The organism is Maribacter halichondriae (genome assembly GCF_027474825.1).
Lineage (GTDB): Bacteria > Bacteroidota > Bacteroidia > Flavobacteriales > Flavobacteriaceae > Meishania > Meishania halichondriae.
In genome coordinates this window covers 3,880,932-3,900,878 of record NZ_CP107030.1, presented here as the reverse complement: position 1 = coordinate 3,900,878, position 19,947 = coordinate 3,880,932, and the positions used below count along the sequence as shown (strand labels likewise).

16 protein-coding genes are annotated in these 19,947 nt (G+C 41.4%); 13 read left to right on the top strand and 3 right to left on the bottom strand.

Features of this window, described 5'->3' with window-relative positions:
- Positions 1-11: 11 nt before the first annotated feature.
- On the bottom strand, positions 12-3,200 hold the full coding sequence (locus N8A86_RS18160; protein ID WP_273566658.1) for a cytochrome c biogenesis protein: 3,189 nt from the start codon (positions 3,198-3,200) through the stop codon (positions 12-14).
- Positions 3,201-3,387: 187 nt separating this feature from the next.
- Between N8A86_RS18160 and N8A86_RS18155 the strand changes: the two genes are divergently transcribed.
- From N8A86_RS18155 to N8A86_RS18110, 10 genes are all read left to right on the top strand, one after another.
- Complete coding sequence (locus N8A86_RS18155) at positions 3,388-3,774, top strand: hypothetical protein (protein ID WP_273566657.1); 387 nt, start codon at positions 3,388-3,390, stop codon at positions 3,772-3,774.
- A 307-nt stretch (positions 3,775-4,081) separates the two neighbouring features.
- Positions 4,082-4,657: a Rossmann-like and DUF2520 domain-containing protein gene (locus N8A86_RS18150; protein ID WP_273566656.1), complete on the top strand. Its 576-nt coding sequence runs from the start codon at positions 4,082-4,084 to the stop codon at positions 4,655-4,657.
- Positions 4,641-5,168 (top strand): KdsC family phosphatase, encoded by a 528-nt coding sequence (locus N8A86_RS18145; RefSeq protein ID WP_273566655.1) that lies wholly within the window; start codon positions 4,641-4,643, stop codon positions 5,166-5,168. The genes N8A86_RS18150 and N8A86_RS18145 overlap by 17 nt, the downstream gene beginning before the upstream one ends.
- Positions 5,169-5,174: 6 nt before the next feature.
- Entirely contained in the window at positions 5,175-5,762 is a 588-nt protein-coding gene (locus N8A86_RS18140; RefSeq protein WP_273566654.1) for a Maf-like protein, read from the top strand.
- Between the two features lie 81 nt (positions 5,763-5,843).
- Positions 5,844-7,316: a vWA domain-containing protein gene (locus N8A86_RS18135; protein WP_273566653.1), complete on the top strand. Its 1,473-nt coding sequence runs from the start codon at positions 5,844-5,846 to the stop codon at positions 7,314-7,316.
- Positions 7,317-7,420: 104 nt separating this feature from the next.
- A complete protein-coding gene (locus tag N8A86_RS18130; protein ID WP_337251664.1) occupies positions 7,421-8,359 on the top strand; it encodes a septum formation inhibitor Maf in 939 nt (312 codons plus the stop codon).
- Between the two features lie 12 nt (positions 8,360-8,371).
- Entirely contained in the window at positions 8,372-8,917 is a 546-nt protein-coding gene (locus tag N8A86_RS18125; protein WP_273566652.1) for a mechanosensitive ion channel domain-containing protein, read from the top strand.
- A 76-nt stretch (positions 8,918-8,993) separates the two neighbouring features.
- Positions 8,994-11,528 (top strand): PIG-L family deacetylase, encoded by a 2,535-nt coding sequence (locus N8A86_RS18120; RefSeq protein ID WP_273566651.1) that lies wholly within the window; start codon positions 8,994-8,996, stop codon positions 11,526-11,528.
- Positions 11,529-11,633: 105 nt separating this feature from the next.
- Positions 11,634-13,367, top strand: coding sequence for a sodium:solute symporter family protein (locus N8A86_RS18115; RefSeq protein ID WP_273566650.1), 1,734 nt, complete (start codon positions 11,634-11,636; stop codon positions 13,365-13,367).
- A gap of 175 nt (positions 13,368-13,542) precedes the next feature.
- Entirely contained in the window at positions 13,543-14,760 is a 1,218-nt protein-coding gene (locus N8A86_RS18110) for a M57 family metalloprotease (protein WP_273566649.1), read from the top strand.
- A gap of 158 nt (positions 14,761-14,918) precedes the next feature.
- Here the strand turns inward: N8A86_RS18110 and N8A86_RS18105 are convergent, their stop codons facing one another.
- On the bottom strand, positions 14,919-15,770 hold the full coding sequence (locus N8A86_RS18105; protein WP_273566648.1) for a DUF2911 domain-containing protein: 852 nt from the start codon (positions 15,768-15,770) through the stop codon (positions 14,919-14,921).
- 184 nt (positions 15,771-15,954) lie between these two features.
- Between N8A86_RS18105 and N8A86_RS18100 the strand changes: the two genes are divergently transcribed.
- The 3 genes from N8A86_RS18100 (at position 15,955) to N8A86_RS18090 (ending at position 18,587) form a co-directional block, all read left to right on the top strand.
- Positions 15,955-16,452, top strand: a complete 498-nt coding sequence (locus tag N8A86_RS18100; protein WP_273566647.1) for an SRPBCC family protein — start codon at positions 15,955-15,957, stop codon at positions 16,450-16,452.
- A 3-nt stretch (positions 16,453-16,455) separates the two neighbouring features.
- Positions 16,456-17,148, top strand: coding sequence for an SDR family NAD(P)-dependent oxidoreductase (locus N8A86_RS18095; RefSeq protein WP_273566646.1), 693 nt, complete (start codon positions 16,456-16,458; stop codon positions 17,146-17,148).
- Between the two features lie 128 nt (positions 17,149-17,276).
- Positions 17,277-18,587, top strand: coding sequence for a cryptochrome/photolyase family protein (locus N8A86_RS18090; RefSeq protein ID WP_273566645.1), 1,311 nt, complete (start codon positions 17,277-17,279; stop codon positions 18,585-18,587).
- Between the two features lie 40 nt (positions 18,588-18,627).
- Here the strand turns inward: N8A86_RS18090 and N8A86_RS18085 are convergent, their stop codons facing one another.
- On the bottom strand, positions 18,628-19,677 hold the full coding sequence (locus N8A86_RS18085) for a DUF6340 family protein (RefSeq protein ID WP_273566644.1): 1,050 nt from the start codon (positions 19,675-19,677) through the stop codon (positions 18,628-18,630).
- Positions 19,678-19,947: the final 270 nt, after the last annotated feature.

Below are 19,947 nucleotides of genomic sequence, written 5' to 3'. Positions count from 1 at the left end.
GTTGTTTATTGCTATTTTGAATAATTGACCCGATAGCGCCAATAACTGAGACCCCCTATAAAAATAGCACCTAAAACGATATACTTGATATAATCTGGCGTAATTGCCGCTCCCCCGCTCTGACCGTAGCTGTGTAAACCGACCAAATAGTAATTGACCCCGAAATAGGTCATCATAATACTGGCAAAAGCGATTAAGCTCAAAAAGTTAAAGGTCCATTTGCCCCGAAGGCCCGGTACCAATCGTGTGTGAATCACAAATGCGTAGACCATAATGGAAATTAAGGCCCAAGTTTCCTTCGGGTCCCAGCCCCAATAGCGACCCCAACTTTCATTGGCCCATTGTCCACCCAAAAAATTTCCGATAGTCAGCATGATGAGTCCAACGGTCAAAGAAAGTTCGTTGATAATCGTCAGTTCCTTGATGTTCATTTCCATGCGAGACTTGTTCTTTTTATTGGTCAGAATCATTAAAATCAAACACACCAAGCCCAAAATCATTCCTACGGTCAAGGGGCCGTAGCTACCAACGATTACGGCGACATGAATCATTAACCAATAACTATCCAAAACAGGAACCAAATTACCAATGGCAGGATCAACCCAATTCTGATGCGCGATCCAAAGAAGAAGTGCCGTAACAAAAGCTGCCGCCGCCAACGTAATATCACTTTTTCGGATAAACAGCAGCCCCATACCCATCGTGGCCCATGAAACGTACAAAATACTTTCGTAAGCATTACTCCAAGGGGCGTGCCCCGAAATATACCATCGTAAAATCAGCCCTACCGTATGCCATATAAAAAAGAGCACAATGGTTCCTTTGAAGAAATAGGCAGCCACCCGCCATATTTCGCGATCTTTGAAAATCTGGAAAATGAGCACGAAGAAAAGCACGATTCCTACCAATCCGTATAAGCGGTATAGGTGGTTGAAAATATTTAGTTTGTTATAAATAATTTCGGTCTTTACCTTTTCAGGGGAAGGTAGAATTTCACTGCCGTGGTTCTTTTGATTTTGCTTAAATGCTTCCAGCAATTTATCGGCCTCTCCGTAATCGCCGGTCTGCAGCGCATTCCCCAGAGTCATTTTGTAATAGGGAAGCGCATTTTTAACAAAGTTGGCATAGAGGGAATCCTTTATCTGGAACTGCCCGCCCCGGTATTCGACAGCGGAAATCCATTTATTGTTCTCATCGTTCAATAGAGGGAAAATTTTCATAATCTCTCCGCTCAAAGCCTGGTTGAGCAGCATCAGCCGGATATTGGCTTCCTTAAAATCTTTTTGAAACTGGTTCGGATTGTTCGTGGCAGTCGCTTCCCTTAGAAAAGATTCCAACTTATAGTTTCCCTTTTCATCAAAAAAATCGGTTGCTTTGACAAATTCTTGTCCTTCAGGAACCCCTATCAACCGGTGCAGACTATCATTATCACTTTTTTTATCCAACAGCACAAATTCGGTATTGTACCAAAGTGGGGGGTTCATCACCATGGAAAGAAATACTTGATCCGCGTTTAGCCCCTTGTACTTGTCCTCTCCGCTAAGTTTGCGCAATAATTCAGAAGAAAACGTATTGATCGGTTTCATACGCCCTCCTTCATCCTGAATAATGAGAGCCCCAAATTTATCGGCGTGCTCTTTAGACACGACGGTAGCCTGTAACAATGAATCGATTTGATTTTGAGTGGGAATTCCGGTCGTATGGTCGTGTCCATCATCGGCGGAATGTTCTTCTTGTGCAGCTAGTTGTGAAACCATGCCGAGAACGAGTAGCGACGTCAGTATGGTTTTTTTCTTTTTCTTCAATTTGTCAAGCGAATTAGCCAAATCCTTAAAACGGGTCTTTCCAAAGAACATAATGCCCATGAGACCCAGATACAACAAAAAATACCCGATATAGGTGATCCAAGTGCCCCATTGGTCATGATTGACCGACAGAATGGTCCCTTTTTCATCGGGGTTAAAACTTGCCTGAAAAAAACGGTACCCTTCATGATCCAAAATGTTGTTCATAAAGATGTCATAATCAAAAGGCCGGTCATCCTCCACGGTTACTTTACTCATATACGATTTATAACCTTGCTCGGTACCTGGATATTTTTCAGCAATAAAGTCGTTCAACTTGATACTAAAAGGAAGCTCGTATACTTTTGACCCGTAGGCCAGTGAAAAATCAAGCCCACCTACTTCGAACTTTTCGGAGAAATTGGAAATGCCCTTTCCGCCCAATATTTTTTTCTCAATGGTCTTACCGTTGCTCGCGACCTCAACCACCAATGCATCCAGCGTTGCTTCAGTAACTCTTTCCTTCGGTATTTTGACCACTCCGTATGTTCCCGTTAACATAGGTTCGGGGATGACGAATTGCATTCCCGCCAAAGTATAAAGGGAGCGTAGTTGAAATTCTTGCAAACTATCCTTGACGACCTGTCCTTGAAATTGATCCGCCATCCGCATAAAACTTCCTTCGAAAGGTGATTGGATTTGATAGGTAAAATCAGTCGTAAAAATGTTGATAGCTCCGTCGGTGGGCTTATTCAGTGCGAACAGAACATTATGGACATTGCTCACCTGTCCGTTCTCCAGATAATGTTCTTCCCGCTGCCCTTGACCGGCCTCAACGATTTTTAAAAATTGTTGGCCTTCCTCGGAAGGAATAATGCCCAATTCGGCACCTTTAATAAAATCGACATACCTAATCGTAAAATCCTGTCCATTAAAATCACTGTCCCAGGGAAGGTTCGATTTTAGGGCTTCCGAGGTAACGATCAGGTCATGTTGAAGGACTTTTCGTTGCGGTTCGCCATTGATTTCCCCATCGACGTAGGCCGTTAGAAATGTCTTATCGGAATAGAAAACTTTTTCCGTTTTTCCTTCCCGAATCGGCATCATGCCCTCAAAACTAATATAGCGCGTTACAAAAGCACCGACGATGATCAATATCCAAGAAAGATGTAGGGTCAAGACGGGCCATTTTTCCCAACGGAATAGTCGATAGCGGAACATATTCCCGATAAAATTAATCACAAAAAACACCATGATCACCTCGAACCAAGTGGTATTGTAGATCCAGATTCTGGCGGTCTCGGTACTATATTTACTCTCGATAAAGGTTCCGAAAGCCATGGCCGTGGCAAAAACCAAGAATAAAATGGCCATTAAACGTGTGGAGAAAAAAATCTTTTTTAGAAGTTCCGTCATCGGAGAAATTTTCTTTTTCAGGATGCAAAAATAAGGTATTTTAAAAAGAAAAAACGGGATTTAACAAATGTCATTTCTGTGGAGTGCTTTCTTAAAATTTTGTCGGTGCCCTTGTCTCTTACATTGCAATTTGCGACAAATGCCTAATTATTAGTATCTTGTAATAAAAAATATAAAAGCTATGAAAATGAACAGAAAAACATTTATCAAAAAGACCGCGGGCGCAATGTTGGTAGCATTGCCCGTGGCATCGTTTATCGCTTGTTCCTCTTCCGATGATGGCACGGCCACCCCAATGTTGCCAGAAGAAGACCCTCAGGCAGAGGCAGATTGTGGGGCCAACGGAACCAATAGCTCTATTGGGGGAAATCATGGACATACATTAGTTGTATCGAAGGCCGATGTAGCTGCTGGGGCCGAAAAAACATATTCGATTCAGGGGTCGTCAGGTCATGACCATACGGTTACCTTGACCGCTGCCAACTTCACTACTTTGATGAACAACAGTGCTATTTCGGTAGTGTCCTCAAATGATGACAGTCATACACATTCAATATCAGTTTCTTGTGCGTGATTCCTTGCTTTTTGAAAATTAATCAAGTGAACCGTTCCTAAACGGTTTACTTTTTTTGATATCATTTTTAAAGACTGTTAGTTGATTTGATTATCGTGAAAATATATTGCTAGTTTTACGGAATGATCCATGTTACCCTCATCGGCACCGGAAATGTTGCCTATCACCTTTATCATGCTTTTTCTAACAGCAATGAGGTGCAGGTAATCCAGGTTTTTGGTAGAAAAAAGATGTTTTAGGCGATAATGAACAGTTCGCCGAGCTAACAAAATCTACAATTAAAAAGGCCGATATCTATATTCTTGCCGTGAGCGATGATGCCATTTCAAAAGTTTCGCAAGAATTTGTTGATGTTAGAGGTTTAGTAGTACACACCTCAGGTAGTGCAGATATGCAAGTACTTCCTAAGAACATCAGAAGAGGTGTTTTTTATCCCCTTCAGACCTTTAGTAAAAAAAGGAAGGTGCTATTCGACAGTATTCCCCTTTGCATTGAAGCGGAACGAGAAAAAGATGTATTGCTATTACAAAAATTGGCTGAGAGTATTTCCACCACAATTCATCAAGTATCTTCACAGAAACGGGCATATTTGCATTTGGCAGCAGTCTTCGTGAACAATTTTGTTAATCATTTATATAAAATCGGGGCGGATATTTGCCAAAATCAAAACTTCGAATTTGATATTTTGAAACCTTTGATACTCGAGACTGCACATAAAATAGAAGAGCTCGGCCCCGAAAAAGCGCAAACCGGTCCTTCAAAAAGGGACGACTCCAATACCATCGATACACATCTTGAACTTTTAAAGGGGAATACCATACATGAAGAAATCTATTCACTACTAAGCCAATCAATATCCGAAACCTATGGAAAAAAGCTATAAAGAATACTTAAAAGATATTACGACCTTCATTTTTGATGTAGACGGTGTCTTCACAGACGGTACACTTTTAATTACTACAAAGGGTGAGATGCTCCGGAAAATGAGTGTTAAAGATGGCTATGCTCTGAAGTCCGCACTTCAAAAAGGGTATAACGTGTGCATTATCACAGGAGGCACGAACGAAGGCGTCCGTGAACGTTTGAAGGGTTTGGGCGTAACCGACATTTATATGGGCGCACATCATAAAGAGGAACCCTTAAAAGAGTTTCTAGATATATACGAAATCAATTCAGAAAACGTGCTCTATATGGGTGATGACCTACCCGACATTCCACCTATGCAGCTAGTGGCACTACCCTGCTGCCCGCAAGATGCCGCCCAAGAGGTGAAGGCCATTTCAAAATATATCTCGCATAGAAAAGGGGGCGACGAATGTGTGCGCGACGTTATCGAACAAGTATTGAAAGTGCGCGGTGATTGGTTCGAGAATTTTGATGCCCAAAATGCATAAGACTTTATGTTACAGGATAAACTAAAGGAGTATCGGATTATATTGGCTTCCGCCTCTCCGCGCAGGCAACAGTTCTTTAAAGAAATGGGATTGGATTTTGAAATCCGGATAAAATCCGTGGAAGAAATTTATCCTCCAGAATTGACCGAAATCGAAATATCGGATTATTTGGCCGTTTTGAAAGCCTCCGCGTTTCAAGGAAGCTTGGCTAATAACGAAATATTGATTACCTCAGATACCGTGGTCTGGTATAAAAATGAATCGTTGGCAAAAGCGGAAAATTATGAAGAAGCCTTTCAAATGCTACGAAAACTCTCAGATGACTGGCACGAGGTCATTACCTCGGTCTGCTTTACTACGACAAAGAAGCAGAAAACAGTGAGTCATGTCACCAAAGTCAAGTTCAAGAACCTCTCGGACGATGAAATAGACTATTACATAACAAATTACAAACCCTACGACAAAGCCGGTGCCTACGGCATTCAAGAATGGATAGGCCTTATAGGAATCGAAGAAATAGAGGGCTCGTACACCAATGTGGTCGGGCTACCCACACAATTGGTCTACAAGGTCTTGAACGAACTTGTCTCTTAACGCCAACACCACGCTATTTACAATTTCAATATATACTGGCGCAACCTTTTCTGTTTTTCGAAATCTTTAAAGAAAACTGTTATGAAAAGATTAGCCCTTTATTGCTATGCCTTTGTTTTGTTGGTCGGATGTGAAGACAACTCCGATAGTACGAGTGCCTCTTTTTTAGATGGGGACTTTAGTTCAAATTCTTTTGAACCGGGACTAGAGGTCCCGCAGGTCGAAAAATATACCGATTACGGAGAAAATGCCTTCATAAAAGTCTCGGATCAAGAAGTCTCCACATTTTCCGTGGATGCAGATGGAGCGTCATATTCCAATTCAAGGCGGTTTTTGAGCCTAGGGCAAAATCCACCCCCTGAAGCCGTTCGAATCGAAGAATTCCTGAATTATTTCACTTTTGATTATGAAGAGCCGCAGGGTGAAGAAAATGTCACTCTTAATGCAGAACTTACAAATTGCCCATGGGCCAACGGTCACCATCTCATGCGGTTGGGCATGAAGGGCAAAACTGTGGCTGAAGAGGAGATTCCTGATGCGAACTATGTTTTTCTTATCGATGTGTCTGGTTCTATGAGCAGTCCTGAAAAGCTCGAACTCTTGAAAACCGGCTTCAAATTGATGGTAGACGAAATGCGGGATACGGATAAGATGGCAATCGTCACCTATGCTGGAAGTGCCGGGGTTTTGTTGGAATCGACCTTCGGGGACGACAAAGAAAGAATAAAAGCGGCCATCGACCAATTGGGTGCCGGTGGATCCACTGCAGGTGCCGAGGGTATTCTGACCGCCTATGAGATTGCGGAGAAAAACTTTGTTCCCAATGGCAACAATCGAATTATTTTAGGTTCCGATGGCGATTTTAATGTCGGTCCGTCCTCGACCGAAGAATTGGTAAAACTGATCGAGGAAAAAAGAGAAAACGGAGTCTATCTTACTGTTTTAGGTGTAGGAAGCGGCAATCTCAACGACGACGCCATGGAACAGATAGCGAACAAAGGAAATGGAAATTATGAATACGTCGACAATATCGAGCAACTCAAAAAAGTTTTTATTCACGAGAAAGGCAAGTTTTTTGCCGTGGCCAAAGATTCTAAAATACAGGTTACTTTCAATGCCGACCAGGTAGACTCGTACCGACTCATCGGTTATGAGAACAGATCACTTAACGAAGATGATTTCGAGGATGATACCATTGATGCAGGGGAAATAGGATCCGGACAGACAATCACTGCGCTATATGAAATCGTCTTGATCGAGAATGCGAGCCAGTCACCATTGGCAACCTTCGATTTTCGATATAAAAAACCGAATACCGAAAGTAGTCGCGAATTGGCATTATCGATTGGTTCAGATGCATCCGAAATACAAAACGCCTCTGAAAGTATGAGGTTCGCAACGGGTGTAGCGGCATTCGGTTTACTCATGAAGGATTCCGAGTTCAAGGGAAGTATTTCTAAAGAAATGATTTTGGAACTTACGCAAAACGCAATCGGAACCGACCCATTCGGTTATCGCAGTGAATTCAGACAATTGGTTTCAAGTTCCAACTAAAATACCATGACCCTTATCCAATATCTCTAGCCCACTATCTATGTGACTATAGCATTTTTAATTTTTAAAAAAGCATGGTACTTTAGTAGTAAAATATAAGGGTTATGAAAAAGTGGTTGAAATGGGAGCTTACCGTTCTCTTGTTAGCGGCAATTTTTGCGGTCATGGAATCCTGCAAGGAGCGAGAAATAAATTCTGGAAATGATGTCGCAACGATTGAAGATTCTCGCGAAGCGGCTCCAAAAAAGCAACTCTCAGAAGAATTTAAAAAATATTGGTATGCCGGCAATGCTGAAATAACCTCATACAAACTTGAGCAGGCAAGATATGGGGAACTACGCGAAGGAAATTCGGTGCTCATTTATGTAACAGAGCCATTTTTGCCCGAGAAACAAGTCAAAGCCGACGGTAACGACAAGAGCAACATACCCGTATTAAAGTTAAACAGTACCAAAAACTACTTGACCGGTATTTATCCGTATTCCATAATGAGCAGTAGTTTTTATCCCGTTCATGATAATCGACATGCACTGAAAGTTTCTTTCTCCGCGCAAGAATGGTGTGGTCAGGTGTATGCTCAATTGAACAACCGCTCAAAATTCGAAATTATGTCACATTCGTATTTCGAATCGGAGGCCGACCAGAATATCGAATTGGAGAAAACAATACTGGAAAACGAACTTTGGAACAAGATTCGAATCGATCCGAACACATTGCCGATCGGAAATCTAGAAATAATTCCGTCCTTGGAATATATTCGACTGTCTCATAAAGAATTAAAATCATATAAAGCAACTGTTACTTTAAGTGAAAATAATGAACTAAGTTCCTATGAATTAAACTATCCCGAACTTGGGCGCACTTTAAAAATCAACTTTACTTCTTCCTTTCCCTATACAATAGAAAGCTGGACAGAGACTTTTACAAGCGGATTCGGCGACAATGCCAAATCTATGACTTCCACCGCCATAAAATTAAAAAGGTTAAAAACCCCTATTGGAGACAGAACGGAAATAACGATTTATCTTTACGCGATAGTTTAGGAATATAATCGTATGGAAAATTTTATAGCCAACCATCAAAGCGAGTTGTTCGCGACGTTCGTGACGCTTTTGGTCCTTATCATTCTGCGGTATGTAATAAATAAGATGGTTCGGAAGATTGGGAAGATTAGCGACATCGTCGAAGCCCGTACGTTGCTCATAACCAAATATGTATCCGTCTTATTGACGTTTCTTGGCGTTGGTGCATTGACTTTTATTTGGGGAGTTAATTTTAAGGATTTAGGGCTGCTTTTCTCATCTATTTTTGCGGTCATCGGGGTAGCTCTTTTTGCAAGTTGGTCCATCTTAAGCAATATTACGGCCGGGGTGATTTTATTCTTCTCCTTTCCCTTTAAAATTGGGGATCGCGTAAAAATTCTGGATAAAGATGTCGAATCTGAAGAACCCTATCTCATCGAAGATATAAAGGCGTTTCATGTCAACCTCAGAAAAGACAACGGTGAGTTATTGGTGTACCCCAACAACCTCATGATCCAAAAGGCCGTCACCTTGGTTTATCATTACAATGACACCCCTGACGATAGTGAAATCCTCTAGTTTGTTAAAGAAGTTCTAAAAAACAATCGTTAGCCTTTAATCTTTCTATCTTTGATTGCCAACTAAATTCAAGCTCATGCGTCATTTTCTGGTACTGCTTGCTACTTTTCTGTTTGTAGCCAATCCTTCATTTTGTCAAGCTCCTAAGAAGCAATCTGCCACCGATATTTACCACTCCCTACAAAAATTGAACTTTTTGGGCACCGCCCTTTACATCGCGGCACATCCTGATGATGAAAATACAAGGTTGATTTCATACTTGTCAAATAATACCAAGGCGCGGACCGCATACCTTTCAATGACCCGTGGCGACGGGGGGCAGAATCTAATCGGTCCCGAACTTAAGGAACTACTGGGTGTCTTGCGAACACAGGAGCTTTTGGCGGCCAGAAGAGTTGACGGCGGAGAACAATATTTTTCAAGAGCTGTGGATTTTGGATATTCCAAACACCCCGATGAAACGCTAAAAATATGGAATAAACAAGAGGTACTGGGTGACGTGGTCTGGATTATTCGCAACCTAAAGCCCGATGTCATTATCAACCGTTTCGACCATCGAAGTCCGGGAAGCACCCATGGGCACCATACTTCTTCGGCGATGCTCAGCGTCGAGGCTTTTGATATTGTAAATGATGAAAATGCCTATGCTAAACAATTGGAGGGTACCGAAACTTGGCAACCCAAACGTCTTTTTTTCAATACTTCATGGTGGTTTTACGGGAGTCAAGAAAAATTCGAGGCTGCGGATAAATCAAAAATGTTGAATGTTGACATTGGGGCCTATTATCCATCTTTGGGAATGTCGAATAACGAAATCGCTTCTCTGGCCAGTAGCCAACACCTTTGCCAGGGCTTTGGCAGATTGACTTCAAGGGGTTTCGAGAATGAGTATGTTGAACTTTTAGTGGGAGATATGCCAACGGACCAAAACAACTTATTTGAGGGTATCGATACGACATGGTCACGCATCGAAGGCGGAGCGTCCATTGGTCAGATTCTCTATGATGTAGAAAGTAATTTTAATTTCAAGGATCCTTCAGAACATCTTCCACAACTCATTGCGGCCTATAAACTATTACAAAAAGTACCTGACGAACATTGGCGAAACCAAAAAACAGAAGAACTTAAAGATTTGATTTTAGCCATATCAGGAATTTATTTAGAAGCATCCGCCGATGCTTCCAGTGCAAATCCTGGTGGGAAAGTGAAAATCGACGTCGAAGTTCTAAATCGGTCCGATACATCGGTTTCCCTAAGTTCATTGAAGGTAGACCCTTCGTTGGTGAGTGAAACTCCTCACGTCCCTTTAAGAAATAATGAAAAAAATAATTTTGAACTTGAATTCGAAATACCAGAGACGACACAATACACCAGTCCCTATTGGTTGAACGAAAAAGGTTCTTTAGGCATGTATAAGGTCGAGGATCAAAATCTTATAGGCTTGCCCGAAACTCCCAGGGCCTTTTATGTCGAATTCGAGCTACAATTCGACCAATACCCGATTGTATTTGAAAGGCCAATAGTCTATCGATTCGCAAAACCCGACAAAGGTGAATTATACGAACCTTTTGAAATATTGCCCGAGGCCACCGCAAGTTTTGATGATACCATAATCATTTTTGCGGATGGAAAGGCGAAGGAAATCCCCGTTACCGTCAAGGCACAAAAAGATAGTATAAAAGGTGAAGTGCAATTATGCTTTTCGAAAGGATGGAAAGTCGACAATGAGACCCAAGCCTTTGAAATAGCCAAAAAGGGTGATCAGCAAACCTTGATTTTTAAACTGTGGCCTCCCGAAGAAGAAAATGAAAGCTATATTTCTCCTATTATCAAAATCAACGGGAAAGAGATTTCCAAAGAATTGATCACCATAGCTTATGACCACATTCCCACCCAGTCGGTGCTTCAAAATGCAGAGGCCAAGGTCGTACGGTTAAATATCCAAAAAGTCGGCGAAAACATTGGTTATATCATGGGAGCAGGCGATGCGGTACCAGAGAGTTTGGAGCAAATCGGGTATACTGTTCAAACAATAGACCCCAATGATATCAGTGAGGGCACTTTACAAAAGTACGACGCCATAGTGGTCGGTATCCGGGCGTATAACGTGGTGGAAGCACTTAAATTCAAACAACGCTATTTATTGGACTATGTAAAGGAAGGTGGTAATCTTATTGTGCAATATAACACTGCGGGAAGGTGGTCCTCACAATTCGAAGATATTGCCCCGTTTGACCTTAAACTTTCTCGAGATCGGGTCACGAACGAAAATTCACCCGTTAAGATTTTGGCGAACGACCATTCGTTGGTCAATTTCCCTAATAAAATTGCTGAGAGCGATTTTAATGGATGGGTCCAAGAACGCGGTCTTTACTTTCCGAATGAGTGGGATGCTAAATTTACACCCATACTTGAAATGAACGACGAAGGGGAAAAAGCGACAAAAGGTAGTCTATTGGTCGCCCCATATGGCAAAGGAAACTATATTTATACGGGACTAAGTTTTTTCAGAGAACTGCCTGCGGGCGTTACAGGGGCGTATAAACTATTTGCCAATATGCTGTCATTGGGCAGGGATAAAATCGAAACCGACGATCAAATAAAGGGATGAACGAAAAAGATAATTTTATCTGGAAAAAAGAATACTCCTTGGTATTGATATTGAATATCATCTACGTGCTTTTCTTTTATTATCTAATGACTTCTAATATGTAATATGGGAACATTAAGCACATTAGATTGGTCAATACTTGTTGGAACCTTGTTGTTTATCGTAGTCTACGGTGTTTGGAGAACCCGTGGAAGCCAAAACGTCAACGATTATGTACGTGGTGGTAACGATGCCAAATGGTGGACCATAGGGCTTTCCGTAATGGCGACACAAGCCAGTGCCATCACTTTTCTATCCACTCCCGGGCAAGCCTTTCATGATGGTATGGGCTTTGTGCAGTTCTATTTTGGGCTTCCGATAGCCATGGTCATTATCTGTCTGGTTTTCGTTCCTATTTACCATAGGCTAAAGGTCTATACGGCCTATGAATTTCTCGAAAATCGGTTCGATCTCAAAACCCGTTCGTTGGCGGCTATCCTATTCTTGATACAGCGCGGTCTGGCCGCGGGGATTACCATTTATGCACCTTCTATCATACTATCGGCCATACTGGGGTGGGATTTGCAGACCCTGAACATCATTATCGGTACTTTGGTAATCATCTATACCGTCTCAGGAGGAACCAAGGCGGTCAGCGTTACCCAAAAACAGCAGATGTTCATCATTATGACCGGCATGTTCATCACGTTCTTTTTTATCTTGGGATATCTTCCTGCGGATATAAATTTTAGTAAGGCGCTCAAAATTGCTGGAGCCAGTGATAAATTAAACATTCTCGACTTCAGTTTCGATCCTAAAAGCCGATATACGTTTTGGAGTGGAATCACAGGGGGACTCTTCTTGGCCTTGGCCTATTTCGGAACGGACCAAAGTCAAGTACAGCGTTATCTATCGGGAAAATCCGTTAGGGAAAGTCAATTGGGATTGATTTTCAATGGAATTTTCAAAATTCCTATGCAGTTCTTTATTCTTTTGGTAGGTGTTATGGTCTTTGTTTTTTACCAGTATAACTCTTCGCCATTAAATTTTAACCCCTCGGCGACTAAAACCGTTATGGAGTCCGAATACGCCTCAGATTATAAACTGTTACAGGAAGAGCATGACAAGCTTGAAGTCGAAAAAAAGATGGCACAAGATGAATTCTCGGCTGCTTTGGAACTCAAGGAGTTTGCGGCCATTGAAGAGGCAAAATTGCATATTATCGCCATCAATAAAAAGGATAGCGCCAGTAGGATTGCGGCAAAATCGTTGATTGAAAAGGCCGATGATGGCGCTGAGACCAATGATAAGGATTATGTTTTTATCCATTTCATTATTCACCATCTTCCTAAAGGACTTATTGGGCTACTTTTAGCCGTCATACTCTCAGCGGCCATGTCATCAACTGCTTCTGAACTGAACGCCCTTGGCACTATCACCGCTTTGGATCTTTATAAGCGTAATAAAAAAGGTACGTTCACCCAAAAGCATTATGTTACCGCCTCAAAAGGTTTTACCCTAATGTGGGGTGTATTGGCCATTTTAATTGCGGGTGTAGCCGATCTTTTCGATAACCTTATACAGCTCGTTAACATTATAGGTTCCATTTTTTATGGAAATGTCTTGGGTATATTCCTACTGGCGTTCTTTTTTAAGTTCGTCAGAGGAAATGCCGTGTTTTTTGCTGCATTGCTAACGCAACTTATTGTTTGCGTGATTTATTACTACTACATACATATTTACCCGTCCGGGGAAGAAAAACTAGGCTACCTGTGGCTTAACTTTATCGGTGCTGCGTTGGTCATTACCCTTGCCGTTCTAATGGAAGGTTTTGACCGAGTATTAAGGACTACCTCATAAAATAAATAAAAATATCATTTTCGTGTATTTTTTGTTATAATTCCTCATAATTGATATCAATACATTAATTATCAATTATTTATCATTGTGATTTTTTCCGTCAGAAAAATATTTTATATACGGAATAATACTACATTTGATGAAAATTTAAATAATAATTTAAAACAAATAAATCATGAAAAAATTCTTTAAAAATTTAGCGTTTGGAGTAGGATGGTCATTAGTTTTACTTCAGGGATGTAACAAGGATGAGATATCAACAGACGAATATTCGCAAGAGGAAATAGCCAAAGACCTCATACTAGAACCTTTAGAGGCTTTGGAAGAAACATTGGTTCTAAAGGATATTCGGAAATGGGGATATATGGAGGACAATATTCTTGACTTCGGGGATTATTATGTAGTCGAGGGCGATATGATTTTCCACAAAGACGAGGACTATAGTCTGGATGCTATTGACTTCAAAGCGGGTAAGCAGAATTCAGACAAAGACAAGGATGAAGAAATTGAATTAAATATAGATGGGCAATGGTTCACAGGCAATAAGGTGGGCAACTATTTGAATAGAGTTGTAAGAATCCATAGAAATCCAGCTCTTGAAAATGGTTGGGAAACGGCCATTACGAATGCGGTCAATGCATGGAATGGGGTTTGTGGAATCCGTCTTAGCGCCGTTACCACACTTCCTGCCAACACGGATAACTTAAATGTTACCGTAAATCATGCCAACTTACCTTTAGTCGGTGGTGTCAGAACTACCGTTGCTAGAGCAGACTTTCCCAATAATACTGGAAGGCCAGGTACAATTATGGAAATTGACCCCTTTTTTAATACTTACTCCGTGGCACAAAAAACTACGGTAATGATCCATGAGATTGGTCACCTTATTGGCTTCAGACATACCGATTCTAGACTGGGAGGAAGAAACGAACACACCACTGGTAATAACAATTACGGAACACAATATGGATATGTTCATGTCGCCGGTACCCCGACAGGGGCAGATGCCAACTCAATCATGAACCACAATATTGGTGGAACCACTATAGGGTTCTCCACTCATGATAGGACGGGAGCGCTTTCACTATATCCTAGGCCTATTCCTTTATCCATGACCCCAGCCAGCTTGAACCTAACTCAGGCTAATAATGGTAATACTTCCGTAAGTATAACAGGCACAGGCCCCGTAACCTTAACATTAACAGGCGATTCCGGTATATTGCTTCAAAATGGATCAACCACTGGAACAACCCTTAGCTTTACAGCGCCCAGGACAATTATTGTTTACATGCCCAATCCCCAAAGCAATACTAATCGATTAACCAGAATAAACCTGAACAACTCTAGCGGAAGTACAGTGGCAATGACCACAGTGTATCACAGCGGAATCTAGATAATTAGAAAATATCTATCCCTTTGGGTTTAACCGGCTCTTGTTGTCATTCAAACTTTAATGATAAACTAGTCGAGCCTCAAGGTGTTACTTTGAAGAATCAAAAACCCGTAATGCTGATGCATTACGGGTTTTTATTATATAGGCTTTAATGAAAATTACATCGCCCCCCACTCTTTCAAAGAGTCGGTATTCATTTTAACATAGTCATCATTACCAGCCTCTTTAGCGGCGGCCAATGATTTCTTAGCGGTTTCGATTGCGCCTTTCTTATCTCCAGCCTTGGCATAGATCAAAGACTGCTGGCGCAATTGCCAATAGGCAGGCTTTTCAGTCATGGACATTGCCTTGTCCATCCATTCTTTGGCTTTGTTGATATCTTTGCCGGAGTTCATGTAGTATACAGCGGCGGCGTAATAATCGCCAGCTCCCGGACCATTTAGAACTCTATCAATATTTTCAGATACCACAGCGTCGGTACCGACACCAAACTTCACGGGCACATAAACATTTGACCACAACAGCCCAATAACGGCTCCATTGTCTGTTAGGTCATCTATGGTAATCGTGAACGTTTCCACGGCCATTTCCTTAGGCATTTCAATTATAGGAGCTGTCAATTTAGCCGCAACTTTTGATTCGTCCCAGTTTTGTGGAGTTCCACCGCCTGCAGTTTCTGTATAAAAATATACATCCCAAGAAGAAGCACTTGGTTTCGCGAAAAGGGCATACGAACCAGCCTCCAGAGTCTTTCCGTCAACGGTTACATCTTTATTGAAGGTTACCTTTGTTCGGGCATTGGCCCCAGTTCGCCATATTTTATCGTACGGCACAAGATCTCCAAAGATTGTTCTTCCTCGCATAGACGGTCTTGAATATTCGACCGTTACGTCGGTCAAGCCCACTGTTTGCATCAAAGTCGATGATGGGCTAGGCGCCGGCGTATTGATTTGTGCCTCAACGGTATAGGTCATGGCAGCAACACATAAAAATAGTACTAGTTTTTTCATTTTGTTAGAGTTTTCAATTTCCACAAAACTAGGTATAAACCCTTTCTTATCTGTTAACAAAATCTTAAATAAGAGTTCCCTTCGAATGGATTCTAGGGCTCTCGTTCATCGTAATTATAAATTGTTTAACTTTTAATTTTTTTATTAAACACTATATACCATTACTTTTGCAGGAAACATTTTTATGAAACTATATCAACTCCGTTCTAGGCAATCGCTGCCCATTTCACAAAAAGAAGCTTGGGATTTTCTTTCAAGTCCGGCCAATCTAGCTACGATTACTCCGGATCATATGGGTTTTAACATCCTTTCGGGGGCCGATAGACCCATGTTTCCAGGTCAAATCATACAATATAAGGTAAGCCCTTTTCCCTTTTACAGTACCAAATGGGTCACCGAAATAACCCATGTGAAAGAGGGTGAATATTTTGTGGATGAACAACGCTTCGGGCCATACGCCTTGTGGCACCACAAACATTTTATCAAACCGATAGAAGGCGGTGTCGAAATGGAAGATATCATCGATTATAAAATTCCCTTTGGCGTTTTGGGACAAATGGCACATCCCATCGTGGTAAAAAAACAACTGCAACAGATTTTTTCCTATCGAGAGCAAAAGCTGATCGAGCTTTTTGGTACTATTGAAAATAGTCCGAAGGAACTTAAATTTAAATCCTTTTAAAAGATGAAAAAGAATATTTTATTGATTGGTGGCTCCCACGGAATCGGGCTTTCCATGGTAAAAAAGCTGCATGAAGACCAAAATGTTTTTATTGCATCCCGAACCAAGGAGGGGTTGGAAGACCTAGACATTACCCATATTCAATACGATGCTACTTCTGATGCACTGGATACGGATGGACTACCCGACCAACTTCATGGTTTTGCCTATCTTCCAGGAAGTATCAATTTAAAACCCTTCAAAATGATGTCGATGGATACTTTTGAAGAAGATATGCAGCTTAATTTTTTTAGCATGGTTCGCATGGTAAAGGATATAATACCTAAAATGGAAGAGAATTCAAGTATGGTATTTTTTAGTACCGTAGCCGTAGGCACCGGAATGCCATATCACACCAGTGTTGCGGCCGCAAAAGGCGCCATTGAAGGTTTTGCAAGGTCTTTGGCCGCGGAGTATGCCCCGAAAATCAGGGTGAACGTAATTGCACCCTCTTTGGTTGACACTCCACTGGCCGTAAGACTGCTCAACAATGATAAGAAAAGAGAAATGATGTCTGAACGCCATCCGTTAAAACGAGTAGGAAATGCTGAGGATATTGCCAATGCGGCCATTTTTCTTTTAACCGAAAAAAGCAGTTGGATAACCGGTCAAGTACTGGGGGTCGATGGCGGAATCGGGAGTTTAAACGTTAGTTAAGTAATCAGTAATCAGTAATCAGTAATCAGTAATCAGTAATCAGTAATCAGTAATCGAAGAAAGCTCTTTTCAGTCCTTATAAACTCATAAACCAATAAACTTATAAACTTTTTTGAACTTGATGACAGATGAGTAAAAAAATCTCCATATTCTGGTTTCGAAGGGATTTGCGCCTGGATGACAATATGGGTTTTCTTGAGGGTTTAAAGGGGAATTTTCCCATTCTACCGCTCTTTATATTCGATAGCGAAATTCTCGATAAGCTTCCCAAAAATGATGCGCGCGTGACGTTTATTTATGAAACACTGCAAGAAATGCGAAAAGAACTTCAAGACGAGCATGACAGTTCCATAGCTTTATTTTATGGCAAACCTGAAGAAGTTTTCAAAAATTTGCTGGAGGATTATGAAGTTCAGAAGGTATTTACCAATCATGATTACGAGCCTTACGCCCTACAACGTGATAAGCACATTCGTAAACTTTTAGCGGAACAGGAAATCGAATTCGAAACCTTTAAAGACCAAGTAATTTTCGAAAAGGATGAAATCGTTAAGGGTGATGGCGACCCTTATGTGGTCTATACGCCCTATAAAAATAAGTGGAAGGAGAATTTTGATGCTGACGAGGATTTGAAAATTCATTACACCAGTCAATATCTTGACAATTTGATAGCACATACCCGATTGCCGAATCTATCATTATCGGAGATGGGTTTTGAGACTTCGTCTATAAAGGTGCCTGAATATATGGTTACCCCTACCCTCATTCAGAATTATGAGGATACCAGAAATTATCCCGCCATTGAAAATGGTACTTCTAGATTAGGGCCTCACCTAAGGTTTGGTACCGTATCTGTTCGTAAAATGATGAAAAAGGCCATTGCAGAAAAAAACGAGGTTTTTTGGAGCGAGTTGATATGGCGTGAGTTTTTTATGCAGATCCTATGGCACTATCCCCATACGGCGACAAAATCCTTCAGACCGAAATATGACAGGATCGAATGGCGCAACAACGAAGCCGAATTTGAAAAATGGAAAAACGGGCAAACCGGTTATGCCTTGGTCGATGCCGGAATTCGAGAGTTGAACACCACCGGATATATGCACAACCGTGTGCGTATGTTGGTCGCTAGTTTTCTATGCAAGCATCTCTTAATCGATTGGCGATGGGGTGAAGCCTATTTCGCAGAAAAACTATTGGATTACGATATGAGCGCAAATGTCGGAAATTGGCAATGGGCGGCAGGAAGTGGTGTCGATGCTGCTCCCTATTTCCGTATTTTCAATCCGATGACGCAGGTTGAAAAATTTGACAAACAAAAAAAATATATTAACACATGGGTGCCCGAACTACAAGAGCTGACCTATCCTGAAAAAATGGTAGATCATAAATTTGCTAGAGAGCGTTGCTTAAAAACATATAAAGAGGCGGTTGCATAAATTATACAACCGCCTCTTTAAGAATATATCCTTGAAGTTTTTACCTAGATAACTGTTGGTCGACCCTTCGCTCATCGTTCACTCTATTCCTCAAAATATTGATATAGCGTAAGGCTTCGTTAGTGCCATAGTCGGAGTACGATCTAGAGGCCCAGTCTATGGCGGCATCTAAGTCGCCATTGATTTCATTAATGATGGCCATATTATAGCAGGCCCTGCCGGCAATTTTACCTTTAGGGTTATTGACCTCTTGTTCCCATAGTTGTGCTGCACCTTGCCAGTCTCCCGCCTGTGCTCTTCTTCTCGCCACTACAAAGTTATCGGTGCCAGAAACAAAATAGTCTCTGGTAACTCTTCTGCTTTTTGGTCTGGTGTCCAAACCGTAGAGATTGCCAATATACGTACTGTTCTGTAATACGGCTTCTTTTCTTCCAACAACAGCTTCCATCGCCTTAACCGGATTGATACCTTGCCCAGTCGATGTTACATAGTTGTTCGAGGCCACTTCGTCCAAAATATCCTTTGTCGGTGGATAATACACGCGCCATCCGTTCTTAATAACAGTATTCAACGTTATTCTCGTATGGGGCACCTTGGCCTTTATTCCAAAATTATTTGGCACCTCTACCATTTCGGCGGCCACATCGGCCTTTGTATCGGTATCATAGAATTCAAGGGAAATCAATAAATCTACATCGTTCTCCTCACAAATTCGGTCCACATCTTGCCAGCTCAAAGCCGCGGGGAATACACCAAGACCTTTTCGTTGTACTTTACTATCTTCAATGATATCAACGCTTTCATACCGTACAAATCGGGTAAGTTCATCTTGTACTCCAGCTACAGCGGCCTCTGCGCCTTCCTTGTCCATTTTAAGACCTTCCAATGATAAAATCTTGTCGATTTGGTCAAGGGTCTTGTTTCCTTCCGAAGGAACACTTCGATTGATGATTCCTATCTTCATTACATCAGATGGTATCGTAATCCGTGCTGGTTCTGCGGCACCCATGGTAAGTCTATTGGTGGCACCACAGGCACCGAATAGTAGGCCGATAAGGAGCAATATTGCTATTCGATTCAAATTTTTCATAGGATAAATAGGTTAGATTGGTTTTCGATTTAGGTTTTTGCATAAATACTTGATTATTAACATGTAAAAGAACCTAATATTGCATTTCGAGTAATATTATCGACCAAATGCACCGTTATTTTTTACTTGGCAGGATACAAGTGGAAAAAAACAACCAATCCTTTCTAATACTACCTAAATCCTTCTATTTTGAACACTTCTTTGTGAGCTTGGAAAATGTTATATTTACCTCACTTGGATTTTTTTAGCCTCCGAACTAAAATCTTTCCT